This window comes from Actinoplanes sp. NPDC049681, assembly GCF_044465265.1.
In the GTDB taxonomy this organism is placed as follows: Bacteria; Actinomycetota; Actinomycetes; order Mycobacteriales; family Micromonosporaceae; genus Actinoplanes.
Genome location: NZ_JBITLP010000001.1, coordinates 952,569 through 964,511, shown reverse-complemented (window position 1 = coordinate 964,511; position 11,943 = coordinate 952,569). Strand labels below are relative to the sequence as shown.

The window sequence follows — 11,943 nt, the reverse complement described above, 5'->3', positions numbered from 1 at the left end:
TTGGTGATGCCGCGCAGCTCGAGTCTCAGCGGAATCTCCTGCAGACGAGGGGCCGGGTGTCCGGCGCGAGGGGTGCCGGGACAGCCCGAGCAGAGCCGCCGCGCAGGCCGCGGGGCTTTTCGTCCCCGCGACCGCGCGGCGGCCGGATTGCTAGTTCAACAACAGGTCACTTCGGCGCGTTGGCCGATTCGACCTTCACGGTGCCCGCGATGATGTCCTTCTTGAGCTTGTCGACCTCGGACTTGAGCCCGGCGTCGACCTTGCTGTCGAACTTGTTGAACGGCGCGAGCGAGACACCGTCGTTCTCCAGCGTGCCCTTGTAGCCCGGGGTGGCGGCGAGCGGCTTGCCCTGCGCACCCTCGGCCACGGCCTGCTCCACGGCGTCCTTGATGTTCTTGACGACGGTGGTCAGGAAGACGTCGCAGTACTGCTCGGCGCTCTTGCAGCCGTCCTGGTCGACCCAGACGACCGCAACCTTGCCGCCGGACGCCTTGGCGACGTCCGCCGTGCCCAGACCCGTGCCGCCGGCCACCGGCATGATCACGTCCGCGCCCTGGGCGACGAACGTGTTGGTGATCGACTTGCCCTTGTTCTGGTCGCCGAAGTTCTCGGCGAAGGTGCCGTTCTGCTTGGCCTTGTCCCAGCCGAGCACGGCGACGTTCTTGCCCTTGGTCTTGTTGTAGTGGGCCACGCCGTCGGCGAAGCCGTCCATGAAGACCGTGACCGGCGGGATCTTCAGGCCGCCGTAGGTGGCCACCTTGCCGGACTTGGAGTAACCCGCGGCGAGGTAGCCCGCGAGGAAGGCAGCCTGCTCGGTCGCGAACTGCATCGGGAACACGTTCTTCGCGTCCGGGATGCTGCTGTCCACGATGCCGAACTGCTGGTTGGCGTTCTCGCCCGCGACCTTCTTGGTGGCGTCGCCCATGAGGCCGCCGACCGCGAGGATGAAGTTGCACTTCTGCGACACGAACTGGCGCAGGTTGGGCTCGTAGTCCTCCGGAGCGGTCGAGGCCACGTACTTGGGCTCGACGTTGCTCTGGGCCTCCTTGGCGGCCTGCATGCCGGCCCACGCCGAGGCGTTGAAGGACCGGTCGTCGATACCACCGGTGTCGGTGACCATGCATGCCTTATATGCGGCGGCCTTGCTCGCGCCGGAGCCGCTCGGGGTCTCGTCAGGGGCGTCGCCACAGGCCGCGGCGGCGAGCGTCAGCCCACCCGCCGCGAGAATCGCAACGATTCGCTTCCCACGTACTGGGCGCAACACGCCCTCCTTCCACAGCGCACCGACACTGCGCGGTGCGTCTCAGGTCGGGAGCGTAGCCGCAGGCCAGGGTGACGGCAGGAAATCAACCCGGACTGTTGGCTCACCGTTACCTGCCCGCAACAACGGACTGCCGTATTCGTTGTCTCACCCAACAAAACGAAGAATTCGTCCGCTCAAACCGCTACGAACCATCAATTTTTCGGCGCCCTCCGGCCGCAGCCACGGAATCATCGGACGTCGATATAGCCCCCCGAGCGGCCCGCCAGCCGCGGACGCCGAGCAGGCCCACCGTCGTACCGATGACGAGCGAAGCGGCGATCAACAACGCGTGCACCCATAGGAATGAGGTGGGGCTGCCGTCGGCGAAGGAGCGGTCGTCCTTCCAGATCGCGACGCCGAACCGGGGCCAGATGAGCCAGCTCCAAACCCCGACCGCGATCAGGAACGCCGACCATCTCCGAGTGAGCATCACGCACCCAGTATGCCGTGACGTCCGGTTCAGCCCGCCCTCAGCTCCAGAACATCAATTCGCGCGCCTGCCGGGAACAGGCGGTCAGCTCCGCGATGTCGCGGTCGGGAACGACATAGTCGCGTTCCCGGATGAGGGCAAGGAAGCCCTCGGGCAGGGCGACGCGGTGCCGGCGTACGAAATGAGCGAGGTCCTTGCGCCACAGCCAGTCGCCGTCGGTGAGGACGGTGGACCCGTTCATGATCTGCCGGGTCGGCTCGAACGGGTCGTCCGCGACGTCCATGACGTCGATCAGGACATGTCCGGCATTCAGGTAGTCGAGCACCTGCCCGAGGTCAGGTAGCTGCTCGTCGGCGACGTGGTCGAAGATGCTTTCCTGCGGCTCGGCCGAACGGACGGGACCGAACTCGGCGAACATCCCCGCCGTCTTCAGTTCGACCATGTGCGATCAGCTCGCCAGCGCCGGCTCCCGCCGGGTCTCTTCCCCGGCGGCCGCGGCCTGCGCCATGGCACGGACCGTTCCGCGCCTCCCGGCGACGACCAGGATCAGGCCGCCGATCGCGTACGCCCCCAGCACCATGACCGCGACACCTCCGCCGTTCCCGCCGAAGTAAGCAACCGAGCGCAGCAGCGTGGCGCCGGCCCCTATCGGCAGGCACTGACCGACGGCTCCCCAGGGCTGCGGCAGGAGCTGGGGCGCCGCGCTGACGGCCGACAGCGCATTGCCGACGAGGAAGATCGTGGCGGCACCCAGCGCGATCCCGGCGCGGTCGAACAGCGCCCCGAGGCCGGCCACCGCGGCGGATACGGCGAGAGAGAACAGCGCCAGCACGCCTGCGACGGCCCAGTAGTCCCCCGGCACGACGTCCAGCCAGTACTGCTGCACTGCGGCACCGGCGAGCCCGGCGGCAACCGCGAACGTTGTGAGCGCCAGCACTCGGGCGGAACGCCGCTTGATCAGCAGGAAGGTGAGTATGCCGGCGAGCAGGGCGGTCATGGCCATGGGCAGGAAAGCAGCCCCCAGCCCGGCGCCGCGCGGGTCGCCCGCGTCGGTGGGTACGACGTCCACCACGGGTACGGGCGCACCCTGGCCGAGTTCCGCCGTGGCCTGGGTGAGCAGGGTCGCCACGGTGGGGCTCGCGGCCGACGCCACGTGCAGCGACGCCCCGCCGGCCCCGATCACCACCGCGCCGTAGACCTCCCGGTTGCGGATGGCCGCGTCGGCGTTGCTGACCACCCGTACGTCGAAGGCGCCGGGCCGGGACGCGGTGAGCCGGGCGGCGAACTGGTCGGCAGCGGGCTGCGGCCCGGCCACGGCGAGGGGAAGGTCGCGCGGGGCGAGATGGGCTGCCGGCCCGGCGAAGAGCGGCACGAGCAGGGCCTGGAGAGCGACGACGGCGAAGGCGAGGACCACGGCGAGGGTGGCCGGCCGGGTTGTCCGGGACATGGCGACTCCTAAAACGAACACTCGTTCTTTATTGCCTCAGGGTGCGCCCAGTGACCGGCCGGCGTCAAGAACGAGCGTTCGTTTTATGCTGAGAGGCGTGCCACGTGTCTCCGAGGACCACCTGACAGCCCGCCGCGAGCAGATCCTCGCCGCCGCGCGCACCTGCTTTCTGCGCAACGGCCTGCACAACACCTCGATGCAGGATCTGATCCGGGAAGCCGGTCTCTCGGTGGGCGCGGTCTACCGCTACTTCAAGTCGAAGAACGACATCATCAGCGCCATCTCCGAGACGGTGGCCGGCGGCCTGGCCGCGCAGCTGGACGAGATCGCGGCGGACCCGGACCTGAGCCTGACGGCGGCCCTGGACCGGGTCATGGATGTCATCGACGAACAGGTACGACCCGACGGCAACTTCCCGCTGGCGCTGCAGGTCTGGTCCGAGGCGACCCTGGACCCGGCCATCGGCGAGATCGTCCGGGAGCGCTACGTCGGGATGCGGGCCCCGTTCGTCACGATCGCCGAGCGCGCGATCGCCCGCGGGGAGCTACGGGCGGGCGGAGACGCGCAGGCCGTCTCCGCCGTGCTGTTCGGCATGATCCCGGGCTATGCCCTGCAACGCCAGCTCGTGGGTTTCCCGGACCGCACCACCTATCTGGCCGGCCTGCGGGCGCTGCTAGACGGCTGAGGTCAGCTTCGCCGCGATCCGGAAGAAGGCGGCCCGCACCTCGTCGCGGGTCGGCGGGCGGCCCGGTGTGGTGCGGCGGGGACCGTCGTCGTCGAAGGTCTCGGCCGTGAGGTCGTCCGTGCTGGCGTCGTGGTCCGCGCCCGACTTCGCCAGCTCGACCTCGGCGCGGATGGCGTCGGCGTCGCCGAGCGGCAGCAACGGCTCGACCACGGCCATCAGGTCCTCGTCGGCGACGACGGCCTGGGCCAGGGCGAGGGCGTGCGGCCGCTCATAGGGACCGCAGACCAGCGGCTCCCAGTCCTCGTCGTCGTCGAGGGGGCCGATGGTGATGATCCACGGCAGGTCGGCCACGGGTGAGCCCGGCGGCAGGTGCAACGTCACGAGAGTGCCCACGGGATCATCATTCCGGCCGCTGGTGCCGAATCCAGGTATTTTGCCCCACCGGGGCAGTTTTATCGTCCGCGGAGAGGTCGACGACGCGCCCGTGGGGGCTGGTCGCCGCCCAGGCCGCGCCGAAGAGCAGCAGCTGGTTGAAGACGTACAGGTAGACCAGGAGGCCGACCGCGCTGGCGACCAGGCCGTACGCGGGGTTGCGCTGGATCAGTCCGACGAACGACTTGCCGACGGTGTTGAGCAGGTAGATGCCGATGCCGACCTGCAGGACGGGCGGGGCGATGCGCCGCGCCGTCATCCGCAGCCGGGGCACCGCCGCCAGCAGCGCGGCCGCCAGCAGCATGTTGATGGCCATGGTGAGCACCGCGCTGACGATCGACAGCAGCACGCCGACCCGGCCGTCGGCGAGCCACTCGAGCAGGGACTCGAGCCCGTAGACGGCACCGACCGAGACGATCAGCAGCATCAGGATGCCGGCGAGCACCAGCAGGTCGACCACCTGCCGGAGCCCCACGTAGCCGGGCTGCTCGTTGAGCCGCCAGATCAGCCGCTGGGACGAGCGGATCGCCTCGACCCAGCCGATGCCGGTGAAGACCAGGCCCAGGATGCCGACGATGCCGACCGTCCTGCCGCTGTCGAGGATCGCCTGTACGTCGAGGAACGGCAGGTTCTGCTCCAGGAACTCCTGGACGATCTCGAAGAGCCGCACGTTGGAGTCGATGAGGACGCCGAAGATGGAGTAGCCGATCAGGGCGAGGGCGAACACCGCGAAGAAGCCGTAGTACGCGATCGCCGCCGCGAGCCGGCCGCCCGAGACGTCGTCGTAGCGCAGGGCGGCGCGGCACAGGTGATCGAAGTAGCGGGAGCGGTGTCGCAGCGCCATGATCCGTGCCTCGACCACCGCGTACGCCCGGTCGATGGCGTTCACGGCCAGACCGTACCCAATGGATCGGGGGTTCTAGCGCAGGTCGCCCAGCACGTAGTCGCGGCGCCGCCGCCAGGGCCCGTCGCCGCCGTCGGAGAGGTCGTGCGAGAAGAGCGTGAACGCCGGCACCTCGAAGCGGGCCTCGAACTCGGCGAGGTCGTCGAACACCGCGTCGAGCGCCGGGCCGGGCACGTCCTGGGCGACGGTGACGTGCGGGTGGTACGGGAACCGCGAGTCGCGGTCGATCCCCTCGGCGGCGGCGATGGCGGCGGCGAGCAGCTCGCACTCGCTGATCCCGGCCGCCAGGGTCACGAACACGACCTCGGTGATCGGACGGAAGGTGCCGGTGCCCCGCAGGTGCACGGTGAACGGCTCCTGCGCGGAGGCGACGGCGTCCAGGTGCTTCTCGATCGCCGGCAACGCCTCGGTGGCGACCTCGGTCGGGCCGAGGAGGGTGACGTGGGCCGGCGTGTAGGCGGCCTGCGGATCGCCGGCCTCGGCCCGGCGCCGGGTGAGCTGCGCTCCCCACGGCTCGGGGATGTCGATCGCGACGCCGATCCGGGTCGTCGGCGTGTCGGTCTGCGCCACCGGCGTCAGGCTCCGCGCGACGGGCTGAGGAAGCCGATGTTCTGGTAGGCCTGCGCGAGCGTCACCGCCGACACGGCCCGCGCCTTGTCGGCGCCGACCGCGAGCACCTTGTCGAGGTAGCCGGGGTCCTCGAGGAACGTACGGGTGCGCTCCTGGACCGGCTTGACGAACTCCACGACGATCTCGGCGAGGTCCTTCTTGAGGTCGCCGTAGCCGCGACCGTCGTACTGCTCGAGCAGCTCGTCTATGGTCCGCCCGGTGAGCGCCGCGTAGATGGTCAGCAGGTTGCTGATGCCGGGCTTGTTCTCCTCGTCGTAGAGGATCTCGCGCCCGGTGTCGGTGACCGCCGACTTGATCTTCTTGGCCGACCGGGCCGGCTCCTCGAGCAGCTCGATGATCCCGTTGGGCGAGGACGCCGACTTCGACATCTTCGCGGTCGGGTCCTGCAGGTCGGTGATCTTGGCGGTGTCGCGCACGATGTACGCCGAGGGCACGGTGAACGTCTTGCCGAAGCGCGTGTTGAAACGCTGCGCCAGGTCCCGGGTCAGCTCGAGGTGCTGCCGCTGGTCCTCGCCGACCGGCACGGCGTCGGCCTGGTAGAGCAGGATGTCCGCCGCCTGCAGGATCGGGTACGTGAACAGGCCGACGCTGGTGGTGTCCGAGCCCTGCTTGGCCGACTTGTCCTTGAACTGGACCATGCGCCCTGCCTCGCCGAAGCCGGTGATGCAGCTCAGCACCCAGCCCAGCTGGGCATGCTCGGGCACGTGCGACTGCACGAAGAGGGTGCAGCGCTCGGGGTCGAGGCCGAGGGCGAGCAGCTGGGCGACCGAGAGCCGGGTCCTGTTCCGCAGCGCGACCGGGTCGTGCCCCATGGTGATCGCGTGCAGATCCACGACGCAGTAGAACGCGTCCGCCGTTTCCTGCATGGCAACCCAGTTGCGGACCGCTCCGAGATAATTGCCGAGATGGAACGAGTCGGCGGTCGGCTGGATGCCGGAGAGCACCCGGGGGCGGCGGTCGGCGTCGGACATGAGCGCCATTGTGTCAGTCTCTCCAGGCTTTCCGTCAAACGCCCGCCGCTGTCCGAGACGATGTTCGATCGTGTTGACTTATGAGCGGTCTTGAGTAACCCTGGACGCTGAAGCGTCCGCTACGAAAGGTCATGTGGTGAAACTTCTCGTCACCGGAGGCGCAGGTTACATCGGCAGCGTCACCAGCCGCCTGCTGCTCGACGCCGGCCACGAGGTCGTCGTGCTGGACAACCTCGAGAGCGGGTTCCGGGAGGCGGTCGCGCCCGACGCCACCTTCGTGCAGGCGGACATCGCCGACGCCGCCTCGGTGCTCACGCCCGACGCCGGCTTCGACGCGGTGCTGCACTTCGCGGGCCTCATCCAGGCCGGCGAGTCGATGACCAAGCCGGAGATCTACTGGGACCACAACGTCAAGCGCTCGCTCGCGCTGCTCGAGGCGGTCCGCGCCGCCGGGGTCCCCCGCTTCGTCTTCTCCTCCACCGCGGCCGTCTACGGCAACCCCACCGAGCTGCCCATCACCGAGTCCGCCACCAAGGCACCGACCAACACGTACGGCGCCACCAAGCTGACCTTCGACTTCGCCCTCACCTCCGAGGCCTTCGCGCACGGGCTGGCCCCCGTGTCGCTGCGCTACTTCAACGTCGCCGGCGCCCTGATCCGCGAGGACGGCACGGCCCTGGGTGAGCGGCACGACCCGGAGACCCACCTGATCCCCATCGCGCTGCAGGTGGCCGCCGGCAAGCGGGACAAGCTCCAGCTCTTCGGCGACGACTACCCGACGGCCGACGGCACCTGCGTACGCGACTACATCCACGTGCAGGACCTGGCCCGCGCCCACCTGCTGGCCCTCGAGGCGGCGACCGGCGGCGAGCACAAGATATACAACCTGGGCAACGGCAACGGCTTCTCCAACCGGCAGGTGGTCGAGGCGGCCCGCGAGGTCACCGGCGCCGCGCTGCCGGTCGAGGTGGCCCCGCGCCGCGAGGGCGACCCGGCCACGCTGGTCGCGTCGTCGCAGCGGGCCCGCGACGAGCTCGGCTGGGTGCCGGAGAAGAACACGTTGCCGGACATGATCGGCGACGCCTGGGAGTTCTACCGCACCCACGTCGCGTGATCTGATCATCGCCATGAATGTCGCGTCCTCGGCCGCAGCGGCTTTCCGGTCCACGTTCGGCAGCGAACCCGCGGGGCTGTGGGCGGCTCCGGGCCGGGTCAACCTGATCGGCGAGCACACCGACTACAACGACGGCTTCGTGCTGCCCTTCGCCCTGCCGCAGCAGGTGGTGGCGGCCGCGGCCGGCCGCGACGAGCCCGGCTGGGCGGTCTGCTCCGACTTCGCCGACGAGCCGGTGACGTTCACGTCGTCGGCGCCCGGCGAGGTCGGGGGCTGGGCCGCGTACGCCGCCGGCGTGGTGTGGGCGCTGGAGGACGCGGGCTTCACCGTGCCGCCCGCCCGGATCGCGCTGGCCTCGGACGTACCCGTGGGGGCCGGGGTGTCGTCGTCGGCGGCGCTGGAGTCCGCGGTGCTGACCGCCCTGGCGGACCTCGGCGGCCTGGACCTGCCGGTCGCGAAGCGGCCCGCGCTCGCCCAGCGCGCGGAGAACGTCTACGTGGGCGCACCGACCGGGATCATGGACCAGTCGGCGTCGATCCGCTGCGAGGCGGGGAAGGCGCTGTTCCTCGACTGCCGATCGCTGGAGGTCGAGCAGATTCCGTTCGACCTGGCCGCCGAGGGCCTCGCCATCCTGATCATCAACAGCAACACCCCCCACCAGCACGTCGACGGCGAGTACGGCGCCCGCCGCAAGTCCTGCGAGGAGGCGGCCCGCGCCCTGGGCGTGCCGGCGCTGCGCGACGTCGCGGCCGACGATCTCGACGCGGCGCTGGCGAGGCTCGGCGACGACGTGACGCGCCGCCGGGTGCGCCACATCGTCACCGAGAACCAGCGGGTCCTCGACACGGTGGCGCTGCTGCGCTCCGGCCGCATCCGCGAGATCGGCCCGCTGATGACCGCCTCGCACGCCTCGATGCGCGACGATTTCGAGATCACCGTCGACCGGGTCGACGTGGCCGTCGAGGCGGCGCTGGCGGCCGGTGCGTACGGCGCCCGGATGACCGGCGGCGGCTTCGGCGGGTGCGTGCTGGCACTCATCGACGCCGAGCGGGCCGAGGCGACCACGGCCGCGGTCGAACAGGCGTACGCGCAACGGTCCTTCACCGCGCCGACCACCTGGTCGGCGACCCCGGGGCCGGGCGCCCGCCGCCTCTGACCGGCATATCCGCCCGTCCCGGCGGGTAAGCGCAGGGCATGACAGACGCATCCGAAGAGCACCGGCCGAACGAGTACGGCTTCTCCGGCGGCGCGACGGCGCCCGAGCCCACCCCCGAGAAGCCGGGCGAGGTCGACGGCGAAGCCATCGCGGTGCCCGCCGGCGACATCACCGGCGCGGTCAGCCACGCGATCGAGGAAGCAACCACCCGCGACGACGACGAGCGCTAGCGCGGTACGGGTTGCGGATCCGCGGTCGGCCCGTGCACCACGGGCCGGCCGTCGGGCCAATCGACCCTGTCCAGCCACAGCTGCCGCCCCGGCGTCACGCTGCCGATCGCGTCCGGCGGCCACGCGTGGTAGAGCAGCCACGTCTCGCCTCCCGGGGTGGTGACCAGGAAGCTGTGTCCCGGACCCGCCGCGGCCGGCGAGGACTTCAGGATCGGGTTCTCGGCCGCCTTGCGGCACGGGCCCAGCGGGCCGTCGCACTCCGCGTAGCCCATGGCGTAGACGTCCTGGTCGTAGGCGTTCGCCGAGTAGAACAGGAACAGCTTGCCGTCGTGGCGGACCATCTGCGGCGCCTCGATGACGTGGTTCTCCCAGGGCGCGTCGTTGGTGAGCAGCTCGACCGTCTTGCCCGTCAACGAGCGGCCGTCCGCGGCGAGCCGGCTGCCGTAGAGGTGGGTGGGGCGGCCGATCGCGTTGCCGTCGTTCTTCCAGTAGAGCCACAGGCCGCCCTCGGGGTCCCGGTACGGGCTCGCGTCGATCGAACCGCCGTCGTCCGCCTGGCAGATCAGCGGCTCGGCGCTGTCGTCGACGAAGGGGCCGGCGGGGCTCTTCGCGTACGCGACCCCGATGCACTGCCGCCCTGCCGCCGTCGACCGCGCGGTGTAGTAGAGCAGGTAGCCGCCGTCGCCCGCGATGACCTCGGGCGCCCAGGTGTTGCCGCGTTCCGCCCACTTGCCGACCTCGGGCAGCGCGTCGCCGGCCGGCGTCCACGTGACCAGGTCGGGCGACGTCAGGATCGGCACGTTCTCCGTCGCGTTGTTGGTGCCGTAGGCGTACCAGGTGCCGTCGGCGAGCACGGCCCCCGGGTCGGGGAAGTTCTCGCGGAAGACGGGATTGGTGAACGACTTGGGAGCCGACTGATGATCAGACACGGTGCACCCGGCCAGGGTGAGCAGGGACAACAGGACGACGCCGATTCTTACCACCGGCTGAACCTCAGGTAGTCGAAGGACGCGGTGACCGCCGGCGTGGCGCCGCCGTGGGCGACCAGCCCGATGCGCGGCGTGGTGGTCGCGGGCAGCGTCCAGACCCCGCCCCACGTCCACGTCCGCCCGTCGCGGCTCACCCCGGCCCGGTACTCGTGCTCGCCGTTGCGCGGGTCGACGTGGTACGCGAGCCGCAGCCAGGTGGTCGTACGGCCGGGCGTACCCGCGATGTTCCCGCCGTACGAGGTGGCGCCGGCGTACGGGATCTCGTGGCCGAACTCGACCTGGCGGGTGTTCCAGATGGCCACCGCCGACAGCCGGGCGAACTCGTCGTCGCCGACGTACGCGATCAGGCCCGCCTGCTGGTAGTTGCGCACGGTGTCCTCGCCCAGGTCGAGCGTCAGCTTCGTCTCGGCGATCCAGCTGCCGGGCGGCGCGGCGCGCAGCAGCACCCCGGCGTTGTTCGACGTGCCGGTCAGGTCGGCGTTCTGCACCGGCCACCGCAGGGCGCCGCCGGAGACGGAAGCCGCCGGATCGGGCCGGACGAAGGTCCACGCCCTGGCGAGGGCGCGGCCGCCGAACTCGTCGGAGTAGGCGGGGAGCGCGCGGCCCGGTCGGGGTTCCCGGCCCGATCCGGCGCGGACGGTGGGCCAGCCGCCGATCCAGTCCAGCCGGTTGATCAGCATGGGGCGCTCGTTGATGCCGAACGGCTCGTCGAGGTACGGATCCCTGCGGTCGATCGCGTGATAGACCAGCCAGTCCTGTCCGTGGTCGTCGGTGACCAGCCCGTTGTGCCCGGTGCCGACCCAGCGGTCGCCGTTGGGCGCGATCACGGGGGTGCCGCCGGCCCGGGAGACGTTCAGGGACAGGCCGGCCTTGTCGACGAACGGCCCGCGCGGATCGCGGGAGCGGCCCGCCGAGACCGAGTAGCCCGTGGTCGGGCCGGCGCAACAGTTCGCCGACGACGCGAACAGGTAGTACCAGCCGTTGCGGCGCACGACGTACGCGCCCTCGAACTTGTTGTCGACCGCCACCCGCGTCGCGGTGCCGACGGTCCGCAGGCCGTCCGCGCTCAGCTCGCTGACCCAGATGCCGCCGAAGTAGCTGCCGTAATAGAGGTACTCGTGGCCGTCCGGGGTGGTGAGCCGGGCCGGATCGAACGTCCAGAGCCAGCCGCCGTCGCCGCTGGGCCGGGGCGCGACGACGGGCGTGTCCACGAAGGTCCAGGGGCCGGCCGGCGTCGGCGCGGTCGCCGCCCCGATGGCCGAGGCGCCCGGCGCTACCGTCGTCTCGGTCACGGTCACGTACATGACCCAGTGGTCGCCGGTCTTCCGCACGTCGGGCGCCCAGAAGGTGGTGTTCTCGGCGGCGAAGGCGGGCCGCTGCCCCGCACCGAAGGCGTCACCCACGTAATCCCAGTTCGCCAGGTCCCTCGAGCGCGCCGTCGGGATGTGGTGCACCACCTTCTCGCCCTCGCGCAGCGGGTCGCTGGTGGCGTACGCGTACCAGAATCCGTCGTCGCCGCGAACGACCATCGGATCGGCGAACGTGTCCGCGAAGCTCGCGGACACCGGGTTGTGCCGCGGGCGAGCCTGCGCGGCAGCGGGAGTGAGCAGGACGAGCGCCGCGGCGAACGCGGCCGTCAACCGTCGCATGGG

At 70.7% G+C, this 11,943-nt stretch carries 14 protein-coding genes; 4 read left to right on the top strand and 10 right to left on the bottom strand.

The window, feature by feature from the left end:
• Positions 1–166: 166 nt before the first annotated feature.
• The 4 genes from ACIBO8_RS04450 to ACIBO8_RS04435 form a co-directional block, all read right to left on the bottom strand.
• Positions 167–1,261 (bottom strand): BMP family protein, encoded by a 1,095-nt coding sequence (locus ACIBO8_RS04450; protein WP_396113643.1) that lies wholly within the window; start codon positions 1,259–1,261, stop codon positions 167–169.
• 184 nt (positions 1,262–1,445) lie between these two features.
• A complete protein-coding gene (locus ACIBO8_RS04445; protein ID WP_396113892.1) occupies positions 1,446–1,733 on the bottom strand; it encodes an SCO4848 family membrane protein in 288 nt (95 codons plus the stop codon).
• A 40-nt stretch (positions 1,734–1,773) separates the two neighbouring features.
• A complete protein-coding gene (locus tag ACIBO8_RS04440) occupies positions 1,774–2,175 on the bottom strand; it encodes a hypothetical protein (protein WP_396113642.1) in 402 nt (133 codons plus the stop codon).
• Positions 2,176–2,181: 6 nt separating this feature from the next.
• Positions 2,182–3,180 carry a hypothetical protein gene (locus ACIBO8_RS04435; protein WP_396113641.1) on the bottom strand — a complete coding sequence of 333 codons (999 nt, stop codon included), beginning with the start codon at positions 3,178–3,180 and terminating at the stop codon, positions 2,182–2,184.
• 97 nt (positions 3,181–3,277) lie between these two features.
• Here ACIBO8_RS04435 and ACIBO8_RS04430 point away from each other — a divergent pair, with 97 nt between their 5' ends.
• On the top strand, positions 3,278–3,865 hold the full coding sequence (locus ACIBO8_RS04430) for a TetR/AcrR family transcriptional regulator (RefSeq protein WP_396113640.1): 588 nt from the start codon (positions 3,278–3,280) through the stop codon (positions 3,863–3,865).
• On the opposite strand, the gene ACIBO8_RS04425 is transcribed toward ACIBO8_RS04430, so the two are convergent.
• From ACIBO8_RS04425 to trpS, 4 genes are read right to left on the bottom strand one after another with little or no spacing between them, the layout of a single operon-like run.
• Positions 3,854–4,258: a hypothetical protein gene (locus ACIBO8_RS04425; RefSeq protein ID WP_396113639.1), complete on the bottom strand. Its 405-nt coding sequence runs from the start codon at positions 4,256–4,258 to the stop codon at positions 3,854–3,856. The genes ACIBO8_RS04430 and ACIBO8_RS04425 overlap by 12 nt on opposite strands.
• Before the next feature lie 7 nt (positions 4,259–4,265).
• Positions 4,266–5,186: a YihY/virulence factor BrkB family protein gene (locus ACIBO8_RS04420; protein WP_396113638.1), complete on the bottom strand. Its 921-nt coding sequence runs from the start codon at positions 5,184–5,186 to the stop codon at positions 4,266–4,268.
• A gap of 30 nt (positions 5,187–5,216) precedes the next feature.
• Entirely contained in the window at positions 5,217–5,780 is a 564-nt protein-coding gene (locus ACIBO8_RS04415) for a 2'-5' RNA ligase family protein (protein WP_396113891.1), read from the bottom strand.
• On the bottom strand, positions 5,777–6,802 hold the full coding sequence (gene trpS / locus ACIBO8_RS04410) for a tryptophan--tRNA ligase (RefSeq protein ID WP_396113637.1): 1,026 nt from the start codon (positions 6,800–6,802) through the stop codon (positions 5,777–5,779). Before trpS ends, ACIBO8_RS04415 begins: the two co-directional genes overlap by 4 nt.
• A 136-nt stretch (positions 6,803–6,938) precedes the next feature.
• On the opposite strand from trpS, the gene galE reads away from it, so the two are divergent.
• Genes galE through ACIBO8_RS04395 form a run of 3 tightly spaced genes read left to right on the top strand, consistent with a single transcriptional unit; the run spans position 6,939 to position 9,302 of the window.
• A complete protein-coding gene (galE, locus tag ACIBO8_RS04405) occupies positions 6,939–7,916 on the top strand; it encodes a UDP-glucose 4-epimerase GalE (RefSeq protein ID WP_396113636.1) in 978 nt (325 codons plus the stop codon).
• Positions 7,917–7,929: 13 nt separating this feature from the next.
• Positions 7,930–9,072, top strand: a complete 1,143-nt coding sequence (gene galK / locus ACIBO8_RS04400; protein WP_396113635.1) for a galactokinase — start codon at positions 7,930–7,932, stop codon at positions 9,070–9,072.
• Positions 9,073–9,110: 38 nt separating this feature from the next.
• Entirely contained in the window at positions 9,111–9,302 is a 192-nt protein-coding gene (locus ACIBO8_RS04395; RefSeq protein WP_396113634.1) for a hypothetical protein, read from the top strand.
• Here ACIBO8_RS04395 and ACIBO8_RS04390 read toward each other — a convergent pair.
• Together ACIBO8_RS04390 and ACIBO8_RS04385 are read right to left on the bottom strand one after the other, a co-directional pair.
• Entirely contained in the window at positions 9,299–10,285 is a 987-nt protein-coding gene (locus ACIBO8_RS04390; protein ID WP_396113633.1) for a glycoside hydrolase family 43 protein, read from the bottom strand. The genes ACIBO8_RS04395 and ACIBO8_RS04390 overlap by 4 nt on opposite strands.
• On the bottom strand, positions 10,279–11,940 hold the full coding sequence (locus tag ACIBO8_RS04385; protein ID WP_396113632.1) for a family 43 glycosylhydrolase: 1,662 nt from the start codon (positions 11,938–11,940) through the stop codon (positions 10,279–10,281). Before ACIBO8_RS04385 ends, ACIBO8_RS04390 begins: the two co-directional genes overlap by 7 nt.
• Positions 11,941–11,943 lie beyond the last annotated feature (3 nt).

Excerpts from the sequence above, each read along its gene's own strand:
- ACIBO8_RS04435 (WP_396113641.1), bottom strand. The coding sequence starts at position 3,180 with ATGTCCCGGACAACCCGGCCGGCCACCCTCGCCGTGGTCCTCGCCTTC.
- galK (WP_396113635.1), top strand. The coding sequence starts at position 7,930 with ATGAATGTCGCGTCCTCGGCCGCAGCGGCTTTCCGGTCCACGTTCGGC.
- ACIBO8_RS04440 (WP_396113642.1), bottom strand. The coding sequence starts at position 2,175 with ATGGTCGAACTGAAGACGGCGGGGATGTTCGCCGAGTTCGGTCCCGTC.
- ACIBO8_RS04395 (WP_396113634.1), top strand. The coding sequence starts at position 9,111 with ATGACAGACGCATCCGAAGAGCACCGGCCGAACGAGTACGGCTTCTCC.
- ACIBO8_RS04385 (WP_396113632.1), bottom strand. The coding sequence starts at position 11,940 with ATGCGACGGTTGACGGCCGCGTTCGCCGCGGCGCTCGTCCTGCTCACT.
- trpS (WP_396113637.1), bottom strand. The coding sequence starts at position 6,802 with ATGTCCGACGCCGACCGCCGCCCCCGGGTGCTCTCCGGCATCCAGCCG.
- ACIBO8_RS04445 (WP_396113892.1), bottom strand. The coding sequence starts at position 1,733 with ATGCTCACTCGGAGATGGTCGGCGTTCCTGATCGCGGTCGGGGTTTGG.